The organism is Rhodosalinus halophilus (assembly GCF_003298775.1).
Lineage (GTDB): Bacteria > Pseudomonadota > Alphaproteobacteria > Rhodobacterales > Rhodobacteraceae > Rhodosalinus > Rhodosalinus halophilus.
On the sequence record NZ_QNTQ01000004.1, the window covers coordinates 37,868 to 57,435 of the forward strand.

General features: G+C 70.0%; 23 protein-coding genes. 8 read left to right on the forward strand and 15 right to left on the reverse strand.

Translation table 11 applies throughout. The features are described from left to right. Positions 1-291 precede the first annotated feature (291 nt). Both DRV85_RS03760 and DRV85_RS03765 read left to right on the forward strand, forming a co-directional pair. The gene (locus DRV85_RS03760; protein ID WP_113288109.1) at positions 292-681 is read left to right on the forward strand and encodes a DUF983 domain-containing protein; all 390 of its coding nucleotides are present in this window, start codon (positions 292-294) and stop codon (positions 679-681) included. Between the two features lie 24 nt (positions 682-705). Beyond that, positions 706-1,419 (forward strand): NUDIX hydrolase, encoded by a 714-nt coding sequence (locus DRV85_RS03765; RefSeq protein WP_113288110.1) that lies wholly within the window; start codon positions 706-708, stop codon positions 1,417-1,419. Positions 1,420-1,432: 13 nt separating this feature from the next. Here the strand turns inward: DRV85_RS03765 and DRV85_RS03770 are convergent, their stop codons facing one another. Both DRV85_RS03770 and DRV85_RS03775 read right to left on the reverse strand, forming a co-directional pair. Next, positions 1,433-2,335 (reverse strand): DMT family transporter, encoded by a 903-nt coding sequence (locus DRV85_RS03770; protein ID WP_113288111.1) that lies wholly within the window; start codon positions 2,333-2,335, stop codon positions 1,433-1,435. Between the two features lie 19 nt (positions 2,336-2,354). Then, on the reverse strand, positions 2,355-3,344 hold the full coding sequence (locus DRV85_RS03775; RefSeq protein WP_113288112.1) for a fatty acid desaturase: 990 nt from the start codon (positions 3,342-3,344) through the stop codon (positions 2,355-2,357). Positions 3,345-3,446: 102 nt separating this feature from the next. Here DRV85_RS03775 and DRV85_RS03780 point away from each other — a divergent pair, with 102 nt between their 5' ends. Next, a complete protein-coding gene (locus DRV85_RS03780) occupies positions 3,447-4,307 on the forward strand; it encodes a helix-turn-helix domain-containing protein (protein ID WP_113288113.1) in 861 nt (286 codons plus the stop codon). Here DRV85_RS03780 and DRV85_RS03785 read toward each other — a convergent pair. After that, a complete protein-coding gene (locus DRV85_RS03785; RefSeq protein ID WP_113288114.1) occupies positions 4,304-4,978 on the reverse strand; it encodes an aquaporin in 675 nt (224 codons plus the stop codon). The two genes, DRV85_RS03780 and DRV85_RS03785, sit on opposite strands and share 4 nt — an antisense overlap. Beyond that, entirely contained in the window at positions 4,968-5,489 is a 522-nt protein-coding gene (locus DRV85_RS03790; RefSeq protein ID WP_113288115.1) for an arsenate reductase ArsC, read from the reverse strand. Before DRV85_RS03790 ends, DRV85_RS03785 begins: the two co-directional genes overlap by 11 nt. Before the next feature lie 132 nt (positions 5,490-5,621). Between DRV85_RS03790 and DRV85_RS03795 the strand changes: the two genes are divergently transcribed. The 3 genes from DRV85_RS03795 (at position 5,622) to DRV85_RS03805 (ending at position 7,750) form a co-directional block, all read left to right on the forward strand. Next, entirely contained in the window at positions 5,622-6,497 is an 876-nt protein-coding gene (locus DRV85_RS03795) for an S-methyl-5'-thioadenosine phosphorylase (RefSeq protein ID WP_113288116.1), read from the forward strand. A 180-nt stretch (positions 6,498-6,677) separates the two neighbouring features. Next, positions 6,678-7,217, forward strand: a complete 540-nt coding sequence (locus DRV85_RS03800) for an adenine phosphoribosyltransferase (RefSeq protein WP_113288117.1) — start codon at positions 6,678-6,680, stop codon at positions 7,215-7,217. 191 nt (positions 7,218-7,408) lie between these two features. Next, a complete protein-coding gene (locus DRV85_RS03805; protein ID WP_147238805.1) occupies positions 7,409-7,750 on the forward strand; it encodes a hypothetical protein in 342 nt (113 codons plus the stop codon). Positions 7,751-7,877: 127 nt separating this feature from the next. On the opposite strand, the gene DRV85_RS03810 is transcribed toward DRV85_RS03805, so the two are convergent. The 11 genes from DRV85_RS03810 to coxB all read right to left on the reverse strand — a co-directional run bounded on the left by DRV85_RS03810 (position 7,878) and on the right by coxB (position 17,725). After that, complete coding sequence (locus DRV85_RS03810) at positions 7,878-9,308, reverse strand: FAD-binding oxidoreductase (RefSeq protein WP_113288119.1); 1,431 nt, start codon at positions 9,306-9,308, stop codon at positions 7,878-7,880. After that, positions 9,308-10,186 (reverse strand): MBL fold metallo-hydrolase, encoded by an 879-nt coding sequence (locus tag DRV85_RS03815; RefSeq protein WP_113288120.1) that lies wholly within the window; start codon positions 10,184-10,186, stop codon positions 9,308-9,310. The genes DRV85_RS03810 and DRV85_RS03815 overlap by 1 nt, the downstream gene beginning before the upstream one ends. A gap of 115 nt (positions 10,187-10,301) precedes the next feature. Further along, complete coding sequence (locus DRV85_RS03820) at positions 10,302-10,886, reverse strand: GNAT family N-acetyltransferase (protein WP_113288121.1); 585 nt, start codon at positions 10,884-10,886, stop codon at positions 10,302-10,304. After that, positions 10,886-12,151 carry a M16 family metallopeptidase gene (locus DRV85_RS03825; RefSeq protein WP_275401709.1) on the reverse strand — a complete coding sequence of 422 codons (1,266 nt, stop codon included), beginning with the start codon at positions 12,149-12,151 and terminating at the stop codon, positions 10,886-10,888. The genes DRV85_RS03820 and DRV85_RS03825 overlap by 1 nt, the downstream gene beginning before the upstream one ends. Beyond that, positions 12,148-13,539: a threonine synthase gene (gene thrC, locus DRV85_RS03830; protein WP_113288122.1), complete on the reverse strand. Its 1,392-nt coding sequence runs from the start codon at positions 13,537-13,539 to the stop codon at positions 12,148-12,150. The genes DRV85_RS03825 and thrC overlap by 4 nt, the downstream gene beginning before the upstream one ends. Further along, the gene (locus tag DRV85_RS03835; RefSeq protein ID WP_113288123.1) at positions 13,539-14,213 is read right to left on the reverse strand and encodes an SURF1 family protein; all 675 of its coding nucleotides are present in this window, start codon (positions 14,211-14,213) and stop codon (positions 13,539-13,541) included. The genes thrC and DRV85_RS03835 overlap by 1 nt, the downstream gene beginning before the upstream one ends. A 70-nt stretch (positions 14,214-14,283) precedes the next feature. After that, positions 14,284-15,090, reverse strand: a complete 807-nt coding sequence (locus DRV85_RS03840; RefSeq protein WP_113288124.1) for a cytochrome c oxidase subunit 3 — start codon at positions 15,088-15,090, stop codon at positions 14,284-14,286. A 23-nt stretch (positions 15,091-15,113) separates the two neighbouring features. Then, positions 15,114-15,719 carry a cytochrome c oxidase assembly protein gene (locus DRV85_RS03845; RefSeq protein ID WP_113288125.1) on the reverse strand — a complete coding sequence of 202 codons (606 nt, stop codon included), beginning with the start codon at positions 15,717-15,719 and terminating at the stop codon, positions 15,114-15,116. Then, the gene (locus tag DRV85_RS19355; protein ID WP_199525803.1) at positions 15,716-15,874 is read right to left on the reverse strand and encodes a hypothetical protein; all 159 of its coding nucleotides are present in this window, start codon (positions 15,872-15,874) and stop codon (positions 15,716-15,718) included. The genes DRV85_RS03845 and DRV85_RS19355 overlap by 4 nt, the downstream gene beginning before the upstream one ends. Then, a complete protein-coding gene (gene cyoE / locus DRV85_RS03850) occupies positions 15,874-16,818 on the reverse strand; it encodes a heme o synthase (protein WP_113288126.1) in 945 nt (314 codons plus the stop codon). Before cyoE ends, DRV85_RS19355 begins: the two co-directional genes overlap by 1 nt. Positions 16,819-16,870: 52 nt before the next feature. After that, positions 16,871-17,725 carry a cytochrome c oxidase subunit II gene (coxB, locus tag DRV85_RS03855; protein ID WP_113288127.1) on the reverse strand — a complete coding sequence of 285 codons (855 nt, stop codon included), beginning with the start codon at positions 17,723-17,725 and terminating at the stop codon, positions 16,871-16,873. Between the two features lie 186 nt (positions 17,726-17,911). On the opposite strand from coxB, the gene tldD reads away from it, so the two are divergent. Both tldD and DRV85_RS19685 read left to right on the forward strand, forming a co-directional pair. Continuing rightward, positions 17,912-19,336, forward strand: coding sequence for a metalloprotease TldD (gene tldD / locus DRV85_RS03860; protein ID WP_113288128.1), 1,425 nt, complete (start codon positions 17,912-17,914; stop codon positions 19,334-19,336). Next, positions 19,333-19,464 carry a hypothetical protein gene (locus DRV85_RS19685; protein WP_275401710.1) on the forward strand — a complete coding sequence of 44 codons (132 nt, stop codon included), beginning with the start codon at positions 19,333-19,335 and terminating at the stop codon, positions 19,462-19,464. The genes tldD and DRV85_RS19685 overlap by 4 nt, the downstream gene beginning before the upstream one ends. Positions 19,465-19,568 lie beyond the last annotated feature (104 nt).

Below are 19,568 nucleotides of genomic sequence, written 5' to 3' on the forward strand. Positions count from 1 at the left end.
TTCGAAAGACTCCCGGCGCCGAGACGACACCGCCTTGCGGCCTCGAGGCCTGCCGCAGTGCGGCCGATCGTCAGACTGCATCGCTGGGACCGCTCCGCGCTTGCTTGCTTCAACCGACCCGCCCGTTGGCGTCCCGGTCCAATGCTGTTACGTCCGGACCATCCATTCCCGTTGCGCGATCGCGGCGGAGGGGGCAAAGGCGTTTGCGACATCGCGCCGCAAGGACAGGCTGTCGCCTTTTCAATCGCAGTGAACGCGACAGACTGGTTATACCTGAGAGAGGGGTGGTCGATGATCGAAGAGACGACCGGGTCGCCGGAGCGGCCGTTGTGGCAGGCCCTGCGCCGCGGCTGGCGGCGGCGCTGCCCGAGTTGCGGCCAGGGACCGCTTCTGTCCGGCTACCTGACCGTGCGGCCTGCCTGTGCCGTCTGCCGCGAGGAGCTGCACCATCACCGGGCCGACGACGGCCCGGCCTACCTCACGATGCTGATCGTCGGGCACCTCATGGCGCCGCTGCTCCTGATCGTGTTCACCACATGGCAGCCCGAGCCGCTGGTGCTCTTCTCGATCTTCTCGGTTGGCTGCGTCGCGCTCTCGCTGTATCTGTTGCCTCGGTTGAAGGGCGCGATCGTGGCGTTTCAGTGGTCGCGCTTCATGCACGGGTTCGGCGACACCGCCTGACGGCCCTCCCGTGCCGGAGGAGCGATGCAGACGACGGACCGCGAGAGCGAGAACAAGGCGCGCGTGCGCGACGCCGCGACGGTCATCGTCCTGCGTGACCGGGATACCGCGCCCCGGATCCTGATGGGACAGCGCGGATCGGCCGCGGCCTTCATGCCCAACAAGGTGGTCTTTCCCGGAGGCGCGGTCGATCCGCTCGACGCCGAAGTGCCGCTGGCTGCGCCGCTCGGCCCCGTGTGCCGCGCCCGGCTGGAGGAGGGCGCCTCGCCGCGGCTCGTCGATGCGCTCGCCGCGGCGGCCGTGCGCGAGTTGTGGGAGGAGACGGGTCTGATCCTCGGCCGACCGGGCGCCTGGCCCGGCACGCCGCCGCCCGATTGGGCGCATTTCGCGCAGACGGGGCATCTGCCGAGCGCAGAAGGGCTCACCTTCGTGTTTCGCGCCATCACGCCGCCGGGCCGGCCGCGGCGCTTCGACGCGCGCTTCTTCCTCGTCGACGCCGACCGGATCGCGAACGACCCCGACGACTTCAGCGGCGCCGAGGAGGAACTCAGCCACCTGCGCTGGATCCCGCTCGAGCGCGTGCGGGAGGCGGATCTTCCCTTCATCACCGAGGTGGTGCTGGCCGAGGTCGCCGCGCGTATCGCTGACCCGGGCCCGCCCGCCTCGGTCCCCTTCTTCCGCAACACCGACGAGGAAAGCCTCTTTCTGCGGCTCTACGGCCGGCCCATGCCGGAATAGGCGGCACGCTCCCTCAGGTCACGAGGACGAGCGCCACGACCGAGGCGGAGAGCAACGCGATCCCGGCGAGTTCGGCGCGGCTCACCGGCTCGCGGAACACCAGCACGGTCACCGCGAGCGACATCAGCAGTTCGATCTGCCCCACGGCCTTCACGAGCGCCGCGGTCTGCAGCGTGAAGGCCAGGAACCAGCAGAAGCTGCCGCCCATGCTCGCCAGCCCCACCCAGAGCGCCACCCGGCGCGCGGCCCAGACGCGGGCGATCTCGCCGGGTTCGCGCAGCCAGAGCCAAAGCGCGAGCCCCGCCATCTGGGCCGCCGTGACAGCGGCGAGGGTCACGCCCGCGCGCAAGAGCGGATCCTCGCTCGCCACCTCGAGCGAGGCGCCGCGGTAGCACACCGCCGAAATCGCGAAGAGAAACCCCGCGCCAAGGCCGAGCCCCGCCGCCCGGTTCGTCACCCGCGCCAGCCCGCGCAGCGCCTCTCCCGGCGCCGCGCCGAGCAGCCAGACCCCGACGAGCCCCAGTGCAATGGCGCCCAGCGCGGGGGCCGAGACCGCCTCGCCCAGCAGCACGAAGCCCATCAGCGCGGTCTGCACCACCTCGGTCTTCTTGAAGGTAATGCCCACGGCGAAGTTGCGCGCGCCGAAGAGCGCGACCACGCAGGCCGTCGCCAGAACCTGCGCCGCACCGCCGGCGAGCGCATAGGCCCAGAAGGCCGCCCCGAGCGGCGGCAGCGCCTGGGCGCCCGCCCAGAGATAGCCGGCCAGCCCGGCCGCGATCAGCGGCGCGGAATAGGCGAAGCGGGCGAAGGTCGCCCCGAAGGTCGACAGCGTGCCGGCGCGCAGCACCTTCTGCAGCGTGAAGCGCAGCGTCTGGAACGCCGCCGCCGCCAGAGTGATCCAGATCCAGAGCTCCATGCGCCCTTCTGGCGCAGGGTCAGCCCCTTGGCCAGAGGGGGTGCGGCACGGGATCCTTCGCGCGTGTCAGATAGCGCGCGAAGACGGACGCGTAACTGGGATAGGCATAACCCTCGTTCCGCGCCAGATAACGGGCCCGGTTGGCGCGGTAGAGGGCGGGCAGCCGATACCAGGGCACCCTGGGGTGCATGTGGTGCACCACATGCAGGTTGTTGTTGAGAAACAGCAGCGCGAGCGGCCCGCGATCCTCGATGATGACGGTGCGGGCGCGCGCCTTCTCGTGCGCCTGATGCTCCAGAAAGGTGCGGATCTTGAGCAGCGAAAGCGAGAGATAGGTCGCGAGCGCGAAGGCCCACCACGGCATCTGCCCGATCGCGGCAACCCACCAAAGCACCAGCGCGGCCGCCGGCACGTGCAACAGCCAGCCGGCCAGCACGCGCCGGTCGCCCCTGCGGATCGCCTGCCAGTCGGAGAGCATGAAGGCGTGCTGGCCGATCACCGGCCCCAGGACGAGCCGGCCCAGAAGGGTGTTGTTCGCCTCGAGCACGCGGCGCTGCCAGCCGGAAAGCCGCGCCCAGACCTCCGGATCGCGGTAGTTGCTCTCGGGGTCGTCGTAGGGGTCGGTCAACACCGCGTCGTTGTGGTGCGCGAGATGCGTGTCGCGGAAACGCAGGTAGGGCACGGCGAGCGAGAGCACCGGAAACACCAACGCGGCGTTGGCCATCGGGCTTCGGAACGGGTGCCCGTGCAGCGCCTCGTGGCTGAGCGAGGCATGCAGCGCCGCGCCGGCCGCCGTGAGCGCGATGCCGAGCGGCAGCCAGAGCGCCGCGGCCCATGTCGTGCCGAGCGCCCAGAGCCCGTAGGCCAGCACCGCGATGCCCAGAGTGGGCCATTCGACGCCACGCGCCGGGCGCCGCAGCGCCGCAGTTCCGCCCTGCGGCCGAGCCTCCGTCGCAGTGACGTGACAATCGCCGTCTCGCCCGCCGGGCGCACCCGTGGTTGCCGTCATTCTCTCCCCTCGCAATGGTTGCGCGACCATAGGCCGCCCCGACCTGCACCGGGAGACCGCGAATGGTTAACAAAGGGCGCAAATGGTGATATTTGTCACCATATGACCGAAACGATAGACAAACGGGTGCGTGCGGAACAGTTCCGCGACCGTCTTCGGCAGGGAATGGAGACCGCGGGCCTCAGTCAGAGCGCGCTGGCTCGCGCCATCGGCGTGGATCGGTCGACCGTCTCGCAGCTTCTCTCGGACAAGGGGGCGAGGCTGCCCAACGCCCAGGTCGTCGGCGCCTGTGCCGCCGCGCTGCGGGTCTCGGCCGACTGGCTGCTGTCGCTCTCGGACCGGCCGGAGAGTGCGGCGGAGGTGCTCGCCCATTCGATGACGCTGACCGAAGCGCCGCGCGCGCTGGTGGACGAGCAGATCTTCGCCTGGCACCGCGAGGCGCAGGGCTACAAGATCCGCCATGTCCCGGCAGGACTGCCTGACATGATGAAGACCCAGGCGATGCTGGAGTGGGAATACGCGCCGCATCTGGGCCGCACCGCCGCGCAGGCGATCGGCGCGGCCCAGGACCGGCTCGCCTGGATGCGCGGCGCACAGTCCGACTACGAGATCGCCATGCCGCTTTTCGAGATCGACAGCTTCGCCGGCGCGACCGGCTATTACACCGGCCTGCCGGCGGAGCTGCGGCGCGCGCAGATCGACAGGTTTCTCGAGCTGCACGAGCAGCTCTTTCCGCGGCTGCGGATCTTCCTGTTCGACGCGCGCCGGGTCTATTCGGCGCCGATCACGGTCTTCGGGCCGCTGCTCGCGGTGCTCTACGTGGGGCGCAACTACCTCGCCTTCCGCGACAGCGCGCGCGTGCAGGCCTTCATCCAGCATTTCGACTGGCTGGTGCGCGAGGCCGCGGTCTCGGACCGGGCGTTCCCCGACTACCTGCGCGCGCTGCGCACCGGATTGAGCTAGCCGCGCGGCGCCGGGAGCGCCGCGAACAGCCAACGGATCGCCGCCAGCGCGAGGACCGCACCCACGCACTGCGCCAGAACGAAGCCGGGCACGTCCATCGGCCGGATGCCGGAGAAGGTGTCGGTGAACCCGCGCGCGACCGCGACCGCCGGGTTGGCGAAACTCGTCGAGGCCGTGAACCAGTAGGCTGCGGTGATGTAGAGCCCCACCAGCCAGGGCACGGCCGCCCTCTGCGCGCGCAATCCTCCGAGGATCACCGCGACGAGGCCGAAGGTCGCAACGACCTCGGCCAGCCATTGCGAGATCCCCGTTCGCGCGGTCTGCGATGCTTGCAGGAGCGGAAGCTCGAACATCGCATGCGCCAGCAGCGCCCCGAACAGACCGCCCGCGATCTGCGCCGCCATGTAGGCCGGGGCCTCCCCCGCGGCGAGATCCCCGCGCAAAGCGAAGGCGAGGCTGACCGCGGGATTGAAATGGGCCCCGGAGATCGGGCCGAAAACGGTGATGATCACGACGAGGATCGCCCCTGTCGGAATCGTGTTGGCCAGCAGCGCGAGCGCGGTGTCCGCAGTGAGGGTTTCGGCCATGATGCCGGAGCCCACGACCGTGCATACGAGAAACGCCGTGCCCAGCGCCTCCGCGGCCAGCCGGCGCGGCAAATCAGCCACCATGCGCCGCGCCTGCGCGATCCGCCTCGGGCCCGATCGCCGCGAGTCCTGCCGCGAGCGTCTCGCGGTCGCGGGCCGTCCGGGCCGTCTGCGTCAACCGACCGATCAGCCGGTGCAGCGTTTCGTAGGAGTCGCGGAAGGCCTGCCGACGCGCGGCTTGATCTCCCTCGACTTTCGCCGGATCCGGCAGGCTCCAATGCGCCCGGAGCGGCGCGCCCGGCCAGAGCGGGCAGGTCTCGGCGGCGGCCTGATCGCAGAGCGTGACGACGACATCCACCTCGGGAGCCCCGGGAGCCGCGAACTCGTCCCAGCTCTTCGAGCGCAGGCCCGCAACGGGCAGGCCCTCGGCCGCCAGCACCTCGAGAGCCATTGGGTGCACCTCGCCGGCCGGGGCTGCGCCGGCCGAGAAGCCGCGCAGATCGCTGCCACCCAGTTCCGCCAGCAGCGCCTCGGCCAGGATGGACCGGGCCGAATTGCCGTTGCAAAGGAACAGCACGTCGAGCGGGCGCACCATGACCCGGGTTCCTGCATAGCGGTGGACCGTTGTCTGGGTAGCCGGCGGCTCGCCGAGCGTCGACGCCGCAGGTTTGCCAAGCATCGCCGGTGCGGTTAACGCTCGGCACGTGGCCAGCGAAGGGGACAGACAATGTCGGCGCGAATGATCGGGGTGATCGGCGGCTCGGGGCTCTACGAGGTCGAGGGGCTGGAGAATGCGGCCTGGACGCATGTCGAGACGCCCTGGGGCGCGCCCTCCGACGAGATCCTGACCGGCCAGCTGGACGGCGTGCCGATAGCCTTTCTGCCGCGTCACGGCCGGGGCCATCCGCTCGACCCCGGCTCGGTGCCCTACCGCGCCAACATCGCGGCTCTGAAGATGCTGGGTGTCACGGATGTCTTTTCCGTCTCGGCCGTGGGCTCCTTCCGCGAGGCGATGGCGCCGGGCGATTTCGTCGTGGTGGATCAGTTCATCGACCGCACGAAGGGCCGCGCGCCCAGCTTCTTCGGGCCCGGCTGCGTGGCGCATGTCAGCCTCGCGCATCCCACCTGTCCGCGCCTGTCGGACGCCGCCGAGGCCGGCGCCTCGGCCGCCGGCGCAACCGTCCACCGCGGCGGCACCTATCTGGCGATGGAGGGGCCGCAGTTCTCGACGCTGGCCGAAAGCCGGATGTATCGCGAAAGCTGGGGGGCGGACGTGATCGGCATGACCAACATGCCGGAGGCGCGGCTCGCGCGGGAGGCGGAGCTTTGCTATGCCTCGGTCGCCATGGTCACGGACTACGACAGCTGGCATCCCGACCCCGGCGAGGTCGAGGTGACCGAGATCCTCGCCACCGCCGCGGCCAATGCCGACAAGGCCCGCGCGATGGTCCGCGCCCTGCCCGAGCTGCTGGGGGCGCAGCGTGCGGCCTGCCCCCACGGCTGCGACCATGCGCTCGAGCACGCGATCCTGACCGTCCCCTCGGCACGCGACGCGCAGGCTGTCGAGCGGCTGAGGACGGTCGCGGGACGGGTGCTGGACTGAGGGCGCGGCCATGACGTTCGAGCTTTGGCCAGGACTCTTCGCGGCTTGCACCGCACGTCTCGCGCTTGCCCGGCCGAGCGCGCTGCACGTGACAGCCGCGGGCCGGTCGCACACCGGCGGCGCTCGCTATGCGCCTCGCCTTTGACCTGCTCCGCCGCCCCAAGACGTGAGGACCATCCGATGAAGACCGACAAGGACGTCAAGGACTACATCCGCACGATCGTGGACTTCCCGCACGAGGGGATCCTGTTCCGCGACGTGACGACGCTTTTCGCCGACCCGCGCGGCTTCCGCATGGCGGTCGACCGGATGCTTCACCCCTATGCGGGGCAGCGGATCGACAAGGTCGCGGGCCTGGAGGCGCGCGGCTTCATCCTGGGCGGGGCGGTCGCGCATCAGCTCGGCTGTGGCTTCGTGCCGGTGCGCAAGAAGGGCAAGCTTCCGGCGGCGACGATCAGCGAGTCCTATACCCTCGAATACGGCGAAGCTGTGATTGAGGTGCACGACGACGCCATCCAGGCCGGCGAGACCGTGCTGATCGTCGATGACCTGCTCGCCACAGGCGGCACGGCAGAGGCCGGGATCAAGCTCGTCGAACGCCTGGGCGGCGAGATCCTGGGATGCGCCTTCATCATCGACCTGCCCGATCTCGGCGGACGCAAGCGGCTGGAGGCGATGGGCATGGACGTGCACGCGCTCTGCGCCTTCGAGGGCCTCTGACCCGTCGGCACCCTTGCGCCACTAGGCGGGAAGCCCTCGGGGCCCCGCGCGCCTTCGGCAAGATTCCTCCGAATCCGGCCGTCTCCCCAAATCCGCTGTTTTGCCGAAGAGATCGCCTTTAGAGAGGCTCTCGGGGACTGCGCGGCGGACGAGGGGCACTGTCCGCGCGGAATGGGGAACTGTCCACGATCATGCGACGAGCCGGATGGCGAAAGGTGCGCGAGGCGCCGCAAGATGTCCCTCGCGCGCGCGGGGGAGATGCCGCCGGGCACACCGCGCCCGCCGGGCTGGCGATCGTCGCCGTGCTCGTCTCCGGGCCGGTCGCGCTGATCGGCTTCGTCGCGGCGCTGCTCCTGGGCAAGGGCCCGCTCGCGGCGCTGGGCATCGCCTTCATCGCTCAGGTCATCCTGGTCGCCGGTGTGATCGCCCTGGGCAGACTTGTCCCGGTCCGCCGTCAGCGATCGAGGCGTGCGGGCTGCGACGTCTCCGACACGGAGGCCGGGCAGACAGAGACCGAGAGGGGCACGCGGTAGGCTGCGTCTCCCGCCCCCAATGTCGGCGCGCGCATGGCATTTCCTGTCCACCTGCGCCGCGCTGAGCTTATGGCCCCCGAGCTGCCGATGGTCCCGGCTGGTGTTGAGCGGAAGCGCCGAGACGGCGTCAGTCGGCGCGCAGCACCGCGCCCGGGTTCATGATGCCCATTGGGTCGAGCGCGGCCTTGATCGCACGCATGGCGGCGAGCTTTGCGGGATCGCCGTAGCGCTCCAGATCGGGCACCTTGAGCCGGCCGACTCCGTGCTCCGCCGCGACGGAGCCGCCCAGCGCATGCACCAGATCATGCACGCAGCCCTTGATCGCGTCGCGCTGATGCTCATGGTCAGCGCGGCTTCTGCCGGGGGCGGGGAATACGTTGTAATGCAGGTTGCCGTCGCCCAGATGCCCGAAACAGTTGACCCGGAAGTCGCCGATCCCGGCGAGCGCAGGCCCGGCGCGCCGGACGAACTCCGGGATCGCCGAGAGCGGCACGGAGATGTCGTGGCTCGACACGGCGCCGATCAGGCGGTTCGCCTCGGGAATGCGCTCGCGCACCGCCCAGAATTCGGCGCGCTGCGCCTCGGACTGCGCGACGATGCCGTCGGTGACGAGTCCGGCCTCATGCGCTTCGGCGAAGAGCCCCTCGAGCGCTTGCGCGGGATCGAGGCCCCGGGCGAGGCCAACCTCGATCAGCACCGACCACTCGGGCGGATCGGGCCAGGGCTGCCGCGTCTCGGGCAGCTTTTCCGAGAGAAAGCCGAAGCCCTGCCGGTGCATCAGCTCGAAGGCTGAGATGCCCTCGGCCATCCGGTCGCGCGCCATGGCCAGCAGGTCGAGGGCCGCCTCCGGGTCGCGCACGGCGAGAAGCGCCGTGCCCTCCCCCGCCGGGCGGGGATGCAGCGTGAGCGCCGCGGCGGTAATCACCCCCAGCGTCCCCTCCGCACCGATCAGCAGGTCGCGCAGGTCGTAGCCGGTGTTGTCCTTCCTCAGCCTTGTGAGCCCGTGCCAGATCCGGCCGTCCGGCATCACTGCCTCGAGCCCGAGGCAGAGCGCGCGGGCATTCCCGTAACGCAGCGTGTTGATCCCGCCCGCGTTGGTGGCGAGCAGCCCGCCGATGCGCGCCGTGCCTTCGGAGGCCAGGGACAGGGGGAAGAGGCGGTTCGCCTCCCGCGCGGCGGTCTGTATGTCGGCCAGGATCGCGCCGGCCTCGGCGATCAGGACGTTCTCGCGCGGGTCCACCTCGCGGATGGCCCGCATCCGGTCGAGCGAGAGGATGACAGGCAGCGCGCCTTCGCCCGCGATCTGGCCGCCCACGAGGCCGGTGCCGCCGCCATAGGGGACAACCGGCACCCGCGCCTCGCCGCAGGCGCGCACGACCTCGGCCACTTCCTCGGCGGTCGCGGGCCGGACCAGCACGCCCCCCCGCCCCTGCCAGCGCCCGCGCGGCTCCTCCAGGTGTCCGGGTTCGGGCCTGCTCACGCGCCCGTCGGGCAGCCGCGCGGCGAGCGCGGCGGCGAAGGCATCGTCTGCGTCCGAAAGCGGGCGGGCTCCGTCCATCAATCCCTCAGCCAGGTGGGCTCCAGAAACACGACCGTCGGCCGATCCGGCAGCGTGCGCAGGCTCACGTCGTAGTAGGCCCGGCCGGCATCGACAATGTCGAACTGGTCGGCCATGCCTTCGCGGAAGCGGCCGAGCGAATAGCCCGAGAACCAGTGCATCGGCAGAACGACGGACGAGCGCAGGCGCTTGAGGGTGGCGATCATGTCGTCCAGCGCCATGGTGTAGCCGCCGTCCACCGGCGCCATGACGACGTCGAGCCGCCCCAGCGCGGCGAACTGCTCGTCCGTCGGGACATGGTGAAGATGCCCCAGATGCCCGATGCAGAGCCCCGCCACCTCGAAGACAAAGATCGAGTTGCCGCGGGGCTCGTCCATTCCGTTGAAGCCCCGCCGGATGTCGGTGGAAACGTTGCGCACAAGCATCTCGCCGAGATCGAGGTGATGCTCGACACCCTCGCCGAACTCTTCTCCCCAGCCGCGCAGCACATGCGGGATCGCCGGGTCCGGGTTCGGCGTCCAGTGCGTCTCGTGCGCGTGGTTCATCGTGACCACGTCGGGGATCAGCTCGGTGTTGCCGATGAAGCCGGTGTAGTCGGTCACCGCCGTCAGCCCGCCCGGCGTGCGGATGAGGAAGGAGGCATGCGCGATGAAATGCAACCGCACCGTATAGTCGGGCAGCGGTTCGCGGTGGCTCGGCTCCGCCGAGGCCCGCCAGAGCCGCTCGGGCCCGGCCGCGGCGGTGCGGACGAAATCGAGGCCGGGTGCTGCATCCGCGATGGCGACGCAATGGCTGGGGCGCCGCTCCTGCGTCCCGCTCTGGGCGAGCGCGGCGAGAGGGGTGAGCGCGACGAGCGCGGCAACGAACAGTCGGATCATCTTCGGGCACCTCCTGACGAGGGAGATAGGACGTCCCGACGCCGCGTCAGCCCTTTCGGGAGCGCTCATCGGCCCCTTGCGGGGCCTCTTCGCGCGCGCCGCGACCTGCGTCGCCTCAGCCCGCGTCCGTCTTGCCCCGGCGATCGGCGCGCAGCGCGGCGTAGAGCACATGCGTCCGCCAGCGTCCGGCGATCTGCAGGTAGCTCTGCGCGACGCCCTCGTATTTGAAGCCGGCCTTCTCCAGCAGCCCCCGCGAGGCGGTGTTCTCTGGCAGGCAGGCCGCCTCGAGCCGCGAGAGGTCGAGCCTCGTCCAGGCATGGTGCACGACAGCCTCGATCGCCTCGCGCATGTAGCCCTGCCGCGCATGCGGCTCGCCGATCCAGTAGCCCAGCGTGCCCGACTGCGCCGGGCCGCGCCGGATGTTGTCGAGCGTGATCGCGCCGAGAAGCCGCTGGTCCTCGCGCCGTATGAGGAACAGCGGCAGCGCGGTGCCCTGCGCGATCGAGCGGTTGGCCCAGTAGACGCGGTTCGTGAAGGCCTTGCGCGTCAGGTGATCCTCGGCCCAGGCCGGCTCCCACGGCACGAGGAACGCCTCCGACATGCGCCGCAGCGAGGTCCAGTCGCGGAAATCGGCGTGGGTCGGCGGCCGCAGAGTCATGCGCTCGGTCTCGAGCCGGACCTTCCGCCGGACCGTGAGCATCAGGCGGCCCGTCGCGCCTGCAAAGCCTCGAAACTCGGCGCGCGGCCGAGCGGGCCATAGAACGCGAGCGCCATCGGCGCCTGCCCGGCGATGCGCTCGCCCACGACCCGCAGGTCGGCCCGCGTGACCGCGTCGATGCGCGCCGCGGTCTCCTCCACCGTCGGCACATGCCCCCAGAGCTGCACCATGCGCGCCAGCCGCTCGGCACGGTTCGAGGGGCTTTCGAGCCCCATCAGAAGCCCCGCCTTCATCTGCGCCCGCGCGCGGGCCACCTCTTCCTCCGACATGTCGGCCGCCGCGCGCCCGAGTTCGTCGAAGGTCAGCGTCGCGAGATCACCCAAGGCCTCCGCCCCGGTTCCGGCGTAGATCGTCAGACAGCCGGTGTCGGCGTGCGCGCCGGCCTGGGCGAAAATCGTGTAGCAGAGGCCCCGCTTCTCGCGGATCTCCTGGAACAGCCGGCTCGACATGCCGCCGCCCAGCGCGACGGACCAGACCTGCCCGGCGTAGAGCAGCGGGTCGTTCTGACTCGGCGCCTCGAAGGCCAGGGCCATGTGCGCCTGCTCGAGCGGCTTGTCGCGGCGGACCTCCCCGCCCCGGAAGACGGCCTGCGGCGGCGCGGGCGCCGCGCGCGGCGCGAGATGGCCGAAATGCCGCTCCGCGAGCCGCATGAGGTGGTCGTGATCCACCGCGCCCGCCGCCGCGAGGATCATGTGCCCGGGCGCGTAGTGCTCGGACACGAAGCGGGCGAGATCATCGCGCCCGAAGCCTGCGACGCGCTCGGCCGGGCCGAGGATCGGGCGGCCGAAGGGCTGACCCGGATAGGCCGCCTCCTGCAGCCAGTCGAAAACGATGTCGTCGGGGGTGTCCAGCGCCTGCCCGATCTCCTGCAGGATCACGCCGCGCTCCACCTCGATCTCGTCCGGGGCGAAGGCCGGCGCCAGCAGGATGTCCGCGATCACGTCCACCGCGAGCGGCACGTCCTCTTCCAGCACGCGGGCGTAGTAGGCGGTGGCGTCGCGCGAGGTGTAGGCGTTCATGTAGCCGCCCACGTCCTCGATCGCCTCGGCGATCTGGAGCGCCGAGCGCCGCTCGGTGCCCTTGAAGGCCATGTGCTCGAGGAAATGGGCGACGCCGTTCTCCTCTTCCCGCTCGTCGCGCCCGCCCGCGCAGACCCAGACGCCGATGGCGGCCGAAGCGAGGCCGGGCATGTGCTCGGAAACGACCCGCAGGCCGTTGGGCAGGGTGTCGAGACGGGTGGTGGTCAACGGCGCAGGCGCTCCCTGATGAGATCTTCGATGGCGGCGAGGTCGTTCGGCACGCGGGTCACGCGCTCAGGCCGCTCATAAAGGTTCGCCATGCGGGGGGGAAGCCCCGGGCGGATGCCGGTGGCCTCCTCCACCGCGTCGGGGAACTTCGCGGGATGCGCCGTCGCCAGCGTGACCATCGGGATATGGGGATCGCGCGCCGCTTCCGCCACATGCACGCCGACCGCGGTATGCGGGCACAAAAGCTCTCCGGTCGCCTCCCGCGTCCGGGCGATGGCGGCGCGCGTCTCCTCTTCCGAGGCGCTGCCGGACGCAAAGCTCTCGCGCAGGCGGTCGAGCGCGCCTTGGGACAGCGCGAAGCCGCCCTGCGCCTTCAGCTCGTCCATCAGCTGCGCGACCGCCGCGCCGTCGCGGTCGTAGACGTCGAAGAGCGCCCGCTCGAAGTTGGACGAGACCTGAATGTCCATCGACGGACTGATCGAGGGGACCACGCCGGCAACCTCGTAACGCCCGGTGGTCAGGCAGCGGTGCAGGATGTCGTTCTGGTTGGTGGCGACGACGAGCCGGTCGATCGGCAGCCCCATGCGCTTGGCCACGTAGCCCGCGAAGACGTCGCCGAAGTTGCCCGTGGGCACCGTGAAGCTGAGGGCGCGGTGCGGCGCCCCGAGGCTCGACGCGGCTGTGAAATAGTAGACCACCTGCGCCAGCACCCGCGCCCAGTTGATCGAATTGACCGCCGCCAGCCCCACCTCGTCGCGGAAGGCGTGGTCGTTGAACATGTCCTTCACGCGGGCCTGCGCGTCGTCGAAATGCCCCTCGATGGCCAGCGCGTGAACGTTGGCTTCCTCCGGCGTGGTCATCTGCCGGCGCTGCACCTCCGAGACGCGGCCGTGCGGGTAGAGGATGAAGACATCGACGTTGTCGAGCCCGCGGAACGCCTCGATCGCGGCGGAGCCGGTGTCGCCGCTGGTCGCCCCCACGATGCAGATGCGCTGGCCGCGCCGTTCCAGCGCCGCCTCGAAGAACTGCCCGATGAGCTGCATCGCGAAGTCCTTGAAGGCGAGCGTCGGGCCATGAAACAGCTCGAGAAGAAAGTGGTTGGGCGCGAGCTGCTTGAGCGGCGCGCGCGCGGCGTGGCCGAAACCCGCGTAGGCGCGCGCGATCATCGCGGCGAGCGCGTCGTCGGAAAAGGCGCCGCCCACAAAGGGCCGGATCACGCGATGGGCCGCATCTTCGTAAGGCACGCCCGCCAGCGCCGCGATCTCATCCGCGCCCATCTGCGGCAGAGTGTCGGGCACGTAGAGCCCGCCGTCGCGGGCGAGCCCCGTGAGCATGGTTTCCTCGAAACCGAGCGCGGGCGCCTGCCCGCGGGTAGAGACGTATTGCATCAGGCGGTCCTTCGCGCGGTGCGCCACAGGAAATACCCAGACATCGCCACCCAGACGGCGGCGAGGCCGAACCACGTGACGGCATATTCGAGGTGATCGTTCGGAATCCCGCTGGTGTCCACCGGCAAGGGCGCGATCCCCGGCGCAGGCGGCTCTTCGGCCCGCACCACCAGCAGGAGCGGCTCGGTCTCCAGCGCCTCGGCCATCTGGTCCAGGTCGCGGGCGAACCAGTAGTTCTCCGCCGGGTCGTTCTCGGGCGTCGAGGGGTTGCGGTCATCCGGCCAGTGCAGGTTGCCCACCACCGCGGCCGGGCCTGTGCGCCGCGCGTCCTCCTTCGCCTCGTCGGGCACGAAGCCGCGGTCGAGCAGCAGGCGGCGGCCGCCCCCGGTCTCGAAGGGCGCCACGATGCGGAAGCCCGCCCCCTGCGCCTTGGTCGAGACGAGGACGTGCAGTTCCTCGTCGCCGATCGTGCCCTCGGCCCGCACCGGCAGGTAGCGGTCGGCTTCGGGGTCAGGATCGGCGGGCAGCGCCACCGGCGCCGCCGCGATCCGCGCCTCGATATCGGCAAGCAGCGCCTCCTTCCAGGCGAGGCGCTGCACCTGCCAGACGCCGAGCGCGATCAGAACGGCGGCGCCGGCGATGCCGATCAGAAGCGGCCCGATGAGGCGTCGCATGCAGGATCCTCCGACGCGAAAGGCGCGCGGCCCGGCCGCGCGCCCCGCACTGGTTCGTGGTGGGCGGGACTCAGCTGCCCCAGACGTAAATCACCGCGAAGAGGAAAAGCCAGACCACGTCCACGAAGTGCCAGTACCAGACCGCCGCTTCGAAGCCGACGTGCTTTTCGGGCGTGAAATGCCCGCGCAACAGCCGGATCAGGCAGACGAAGAGGAAGATCGTGCCGATGATGACATGCGCGCCGTGGAAGCCCGTGGCCATGAAAAAGTTTGCGCCATAGATGTTCCCGGCGAACCCGAAGGCGGCGTGGGTGTATTCATAGACCTGAAGGCCGGTGAAGATCACGCCGAGCGCGATCGCGATGATCAGGCCCCACTTCACGTCTTCGCGGTTGTTCTCGTGAACCAGAGCGTGGTGCGCCCAGGTGGCCGCGGCGCCCGAGCAGAGCAGGATCAGCGTGTTGATCAGCGGCAGGTGCCAGGGATCGAAGGTCTCGATCCCCGCGGGCGGCCACTGCCCGTCCACCGCCGGGCTGAGGCCCGTGGGGTCCATCGGGTAGAGCGCGTGCTTGAAGAAGCTCCAAAACCATGCCGCGAAGAACATCACCTCGGACATGATGAACAGGATGAAGCCATAGCGCAGGCCGATCCGCACGACCGGCGTGTGATCGCCCGCCCGGCTCTCGGCCACCACGTCGGCCCACCAGCCGAACATCGTGTAGGCCACGCCGACGAAGCCGATCAGGAAGACCCAGGGCCCGCTGCCGTGCATCCAGAGCACCGAGCCGAAGAGCATCACGAAGACCGAAACCGCTCCGATCAGCGGCCAGATCGACGGGTTCAGAATGTGATAATCGTGGTTCTTGGCGTGTGCCATCTCGTTCCCCTGGACCTTTGGCGTCAGTTCAGACTTGTTGCGGCGCGCGCGCCGGTGTCGAGCGCGGCCTGCCCTGCCTGCTCCTGGGGCAGATCCGTCTCGTAGAAGGTGTAGCTCAGCGTGATCGTGTGGATGTACTTCGCGTCGCGGTCCTCGACGATCTCGGGATCGACGTAGAACGTGACGGGCATCTGCACCCGCTGTCCCGGCTGCAACACCTGCTGCTCGAAGCAGAAGCAGTCGATCTTGGTGAAGAACCCGCCGGCATCGAAGGGCGCCACGTTGTAGCTCGCCGTCCCGGCGACGGGACGGTCGGTCGGATTGTAAGCCTCGTAGAAGGCGAGCCCCGTCTCGCCGATGCGCACTTCCATCTCGCGCTCGACCGGCGTGAACTCCCAGGGCATGTCACGCTCCAGCGAGGCGTCGAAACGCACCTTGATGGTGCGGTCGAGAATCTCGTCCGAGGCGGCCGCCGCGGTGTTCGTCGCGCCGCCATAGCCCGTGACCCGGCAGAACCAGTCGTAGAGCGGCACCGAGGCCCAGGCCATGCCGCCCATGAAGAGCACGACGCCGAGGGTCTGCGCGACCGTACGCGCCTTGCCCGCCCGGAAGAAAGCGGAAAGCCTCATGTTCCCTCCTGATGCGGTGGCGTGAAGGTGCCCTCGGAGATCTTGACCACCGTAAGACCGAAGATCACCGCGATGAAGGCCGCCAGAAGCAGCGCGACACCGAGGTTGCGGCCGAGCCGGCGGCGGTGCATCTCGTGCGTCTTGGCGATCGGCATTACAAGCCTCCGACGGATAGCCCCATCCGGTCGATCCCGGCCTCTGCCAGGATCGCCCCGAAATGGGCGAAGAGATAGATCAGCGACAGGCGGAAGAAGCGTTTCTCGACACGGTAGTCGTCCGCCTCTGCGCGCGCCTCGTCGCGGCGCCAGATCGCCCAGGCGCCCTTGAGGAACATCGCGTTCAGCACCACCGCCACGGCCAGATAGACAGGCCCGCCGACCGTGGTGAAACCGGTGCCGACCGCCAACACCGCCAGAAGGACCGTGTAGACGAGGATCTGTGCGCGCGTGGCGGGCCGGCCGTGCGTGACGGTCAGCATCGGCACGCCGGCATCGTCGTAGTCCGACCGCATGAAGAGCGCCAGCGCCCAGAAATGCGGCGGCGTCCACATGAAGATCAGCGCCACCATCAGCCAGGGCTCGAGCGCGAGCGAGCCCGTGGCCGCGGCCCAGCCGATCAGCGGCGGAAACGCCCCGGCCAGACCGCCGATCACGATGTTCTGCGGCGTCGTCCGCTTGAGCCACATGGTGTAGATCACGACGTAGAAGAAGATGGTGAAGGCGAGCCAGGCCGCCGCCAGCCAGTTGGTCGCGAGCCCCAGCATCACCACCGAGAAGCCGGAGAGCGCGAGTCCCAGCGCCAGCGCCTCTTCCGGCGCAACGCGGCCCGCGGGCACCGGCCGGCGACGCGTGCGCCGCATCCGCGCGTCGATGTCCGCGTCCCACCACATGTTCAGCGCGCCCGACGCGCCGCCGCCCACGGCGATGAAGAGGATCGCCGCGAAGCCCACCATGGGGTGCACGCCGACCGGCGCGGCCAGCAGCCCCACCAGCGCGGTGAAGACCACCAGCGACATGACCCGCGGCTTGAGCAGCGCGACGTAATCGCCGAACTGCGCCTCGGCGGCGGAACGGTCGGGTTGAAGACTCGTGTCGGTCATTCGGATCCCGTTCGGAACGGGCCGGCCGCGCCATCAGGCGCGGCGGCGCGCATCATTCGGCCGACGCCACCTGCACGGCGGCGAGCGTGCCCGCATACTCGGCCCGCGCATTCTCGAGCCACGTCTCGTAGGCCTCCTCGCTGACCACCTTGACGGTGATCGGCATGTAGGCGTGGTCCTTGCCGCAGAGCTCGGAGCACTGGCCGAAATAGACGCCTTCGCGCTCCGGAGTGAAGTGCAGCTCGGCCAGCCGCCCCGGCACCGCGTCCTGCTTCACGCCGAAGGCCGGGATGGTCCAGGAATGGATCACGTCGGCGGCGGTGACCTGCATCACGACGGTCTTGCCCACGGGCACGACGACGGCCGTATCGGTCGCCAGCAGGTATTCGTCCTGACTGTAGCCGTATTCCTCGAGCTCGTCGCGGGCCAGCATGAAGCTGTCGAAGGAGAAACCTTCGTCCACGTATTCATAGCCCCAGAACCACTGGTAGCCGGTCACCTTGATGGTGATGTCGCCCTCGGGAATCACCTGCTGCTTGAAGAGCACGGGCAGCGAGAAGGCGCCGATGAACACCAGGATGACGATCGGCACGACCGTCCAGGCGACCTCGATGGGCGTGTTGTGAGTGAACCGCGCCGGGTTGGCGTTGGTGCGACGGTTGTAGCGGACGATCACGTAGAACAGCAGGCCCAGCACGAACACCGTGATCGCCGTGATGATCACCAGAAGCATGCCATCGAGCCACTGGAGATCGCGGGCGAGCTCCGTCGCGGCGGGCTGGAACCCCATGGCGCCATCCACGGGCGCACCGATGATCTCGAGCCCCTCGCCGGGGGCGGACTGCGCCGAAGCGGCGGTTGCGGACAGACTGGCCCCGAGGCCGGCAAGAAAAGTCTTCGCGGTCATGCATCACCCGGTTGGCTTACGGGGGTTTGATTCGGCGCACGCACACCACCGTATACAATGGGATGCGCGACACCTCCCCGTTGTCTTCTGAGCGCTTGTAACCATATTCTTCAGCGCGAGGAAAGCATCTCTGTTGCGGCAAACGGCCGCTTTTCCCATCCAGCCCCGCTTCTCCGGAGTACATCCATGTCCGACGCCCTCTTTCGCCCCTTCGAGACCCGACTGGACAAGGAGAGCGCGCTGCGGATCCTGCGCGATGCCACGGCGGGCGCGGACGACGGCGAACTGTTCCTCGAGCGCAGCCGCTCCGAGAGCCTGACCTTCGACGACGGACGTCTCAGGAACGCCGCCTACGACGCTTCCGAGGGTTTCGGGCTGCGCGCCGTCTCCGGAGAGGTGACGGGCTTTGCCCACTCCACCGAGCTGAGCGAGGCGGCGCTGCGGCGCGCGGCAGAGACGACCCGCCTCGCCGTGGCCGAGGGAGGCGGCGCCCTCGCCGAGCCGCCCGCGCCGACCAACCGCAGGCTCTACGCCGACCTCGACCCCATCGCCGGCGCGGAGTTCCCGGTGAAGGTGGAAACCCTGCGCGCGATCGACGCCTACGCACGCTCGGCCGATCCCCGCGTGGTGCAGGTGACCGCGAGCCTCGCCGCCGGCGCGCGCGAGATCGAGATCCTGCGCCCGGACGGCACGCATGTGCGCGACACGCAGCCCATGGTGCGACTCAACGTCTCGGTCATCCTGGAACAGGACGGCCGCCGCGAAGCGGGCACCGCGGGCGGCGGCGGGCGCGTCGGACTGGACGGGCTGCTGGCCGAGGACGATTGGCGCGCCAAGACCGACGAGGCGATCCGCATCGCCCGCGTCAACCTGCGCGCCGAACCCGCGCCGGCGGGCGTGATGGACATCGTGCTCGGCCCCGGCTGGCCCGGCATCCTCCTGCACGAGGCGGTGGGCCACGGGCTGGAGGGCGACTTCAACCGCAAGGGCAGTTCCGCCTTCGCCGGGCTCATGGGCCAGCAGGTGGCGGCCAGGGGCGTGACGGTGGTGGACGACGGCACCCTGCCGGACCGGCGCGGCTCGATCACCGTGGACGACGAGGGCACGCCCAGCGCGCGCAACGTGCTGATCGAGGACGGCATCCTCGTGGGCTACCTTCAGGACCGGCAGAACGCGCGGCTGATGGACGTCGCGCCCACCGGCAACGGCCGGCGGCAGAGCTTCGCCCACGCGCCCATGCCGCGGATGACCAACACGATCATGGAGGGCGGCGACGCCGATCCGCAGGATCTGGTCGCCGAGCTGAAGGACGGCATCTACGCCGTGGGCTTCGGCGGCGGGCAGGTGGACATCACCAACGGCAAGTTCGTCTTTTCCTGCACCGAGGCCTACCGGGTGAAGGACGGCAAGGTGGGCGCGCCGGTGAAGGGCGCCACGCTGATCGGAGACGGGGCCACGGCGCTCAGGAACATCCGCGGGCTTGGCCGCGACATGGCGCTCGATCCCGGCATGGGCACTTGCGGCAAGGACGGCCAATGGGTGCCCGTGGGCGTGGGCCAGCCCACCGTGCTGATCGGCGGGCTGACGGTGGGCGGCGCGCAGGCGGCGTGAGCTGGCCCGCGCTTCGCTCGGGCTTTGCCGGCCGGGCAGTGGCGCTCGGCACGGGCGCGGCGCTGGCCGGGGCGGTCAGCCTCTTCACCGGCCTCGAGCCCGACATCGTGCTGCCGGTGCGCTGCTGATCGCCGGCGTCTCCTGGCTGGTGCTGCGCGGGACGGTGGGTCCGGACCGGCTGTGTCCCGAGGATCTCTGACGCGCGGGGACTGGGTTTACGCGCCATTAACCC

Excerpts from the sequence above, each read along its gene's own strand:
- DRV85_RS03760 (WP_113288109.1), top strand. The coding sequence starts at position 292 with ATGATCGAAGAGACGACCGGGTCGCCGGAGCGGCCGTTGTGGCAGGCC.
- DRV85_RS03765 (WP_113288110.1), top strand. The coding sequence starts at position 706 with ATGCAGACGACGGACCGCGAGAGCGAGAACAAGGCGCGCGTGCGCGAC.
- DRV85_RS03770 (WP_113288111.1), bottom strand. The coding sequence starts at position 2,335 with ATGGAGCTCTGGATCTGGATCACTCTGGCGGCGGCGGCGTTCCAGACG.
- DRV85_RS03775 (WP_113288112.1), bottom strand. The coding sequence starts at position 3,344 with ATGACGGCAACCACGGGTGCGCCCGGCGGGCGAGACGGCGATTGTCAC.
- DRV85_RS03780 (WP_113288113.1), top strand. The coding sequence starts at position 3,447 with ATGACCGAAACGATAGACAAACGGGTGCGTGCGGAACAGTTCCGCGAC.
- DRV85_RS03785 (WP_113288114.1), bottom strand. The coding sequence starts at position 4,978 with ATGGTGGCTGATTTGCCGCGCCGGCTGGCCGCGGAGGCGCTGGGCACG.
- DRV85_RS03790 (WP_113288115.1), bottom strand. The coding sequence starts at position 5,489 with ATGGTGCGCCCGCTCGACGTGCTGTTCCTTTGCAACGGCAATTCGGCC.
- DRV85_RS03795 (WP_113288116.1), top strand. The coding sequence starts at position 5,622 with ATGTCGGCGCGAATGATCGGGGTGATCGGCGGCTCGGGGCTCTACGAG.
- DRV85_RS03800 (WP_113288117.1), top strand. The coding sequence starts at position 6,678 with ATGAAGACCGACAAGGACGTCAAGGACTACATCCGCACGATCGTGGAC.
- DRV85_RS03805 (WP_147238805.1), top strand. The coding sequence starts at position 7,409 with ATGCGACGAGCCGGATGGCGAAAGGTGCGCGAGGCGCCGCAAGATGTC.
- DRV85_RS03810 (WP_113288119.1), bottom strand. The coding sequence starts at position 9,308 with ATGGACGGAGCCCGCCCGCTTTCGGACGCAGACGATGCCTTCGCCGCC.
- DRV85_RS03815 (WP_113288120.1), bottom strand. The coding sequence starts at position 10,186 with ATGATCCGACTGTTCGTTGCCGCGCTCGTCGCGCTCACCCCTCTCGCC.
- DRV85_RS03820 (WP_113288121.1), bottom strand. The coding sequence starts at position 10,886 with ATGCTCACGGTCCGGCGGAAGGTCCGGCTCGAGACCGAGCGCATGACT.
- thrC (WP_113288122.1), bottom strand. The coding sequence starts at position 13,539 with ATGCAATACGTCTCTACCCGCGGGCAGGCGCCCGCGCTCGGTTTCGAG.
- DRV85_RS03835 (WP_113288123.1), bottom strand. The coding sequence starts at position 14,213 with ATGCGACGCCTCATCGGGCCGCTTCTGATCGGCATCGCCGGCGCCGCC.
- DRV85_RS03840 (WP_113288124.1), bottom strand. The coding sequence starts at position 15,090 with ATGGCACACGCCAAGAACCACGATTATCACATTCTGAACCCGTCGATC.
- DRV85_RS03845 (WP_113288125.1), bottom strand. The coding sequence starts at position 15,719 with ATGAGGCTTTCCGCTTTCTTCCGGGCGGGCAAGGCGCGTACGGTCGCG.
- DRV85_RS19355 (WP_199525803.1), bottom strand. The coding sequence starts at position 15,874 with ATGCCGATCGCCAAGACGCACGAGATGCACCGCCGCCGGCTCGGCCGC.
- cyoE (WP_113288126.1), bottom strand. The coding sequence starts at position 16,818 with ATGACCGACACGAGTCTTCAACCCGACCGTTCCGCCGCCGAGGCGCAG.
- coxB (WP_113288127.1), bottom strand. The coding sequence starts at position 17,725 with ATGACCGCGAAGACTTTTCTTGCCGGCCTCGGGGCCAGTCTGTCCGCA.
- tldD (WP_113288128.1), top strand. The coding sequence starts at position 17,912 with ATGTCCGACGCCCTCTTTCGCCCCTTCGAGACCCGACTGGACAAGGAG.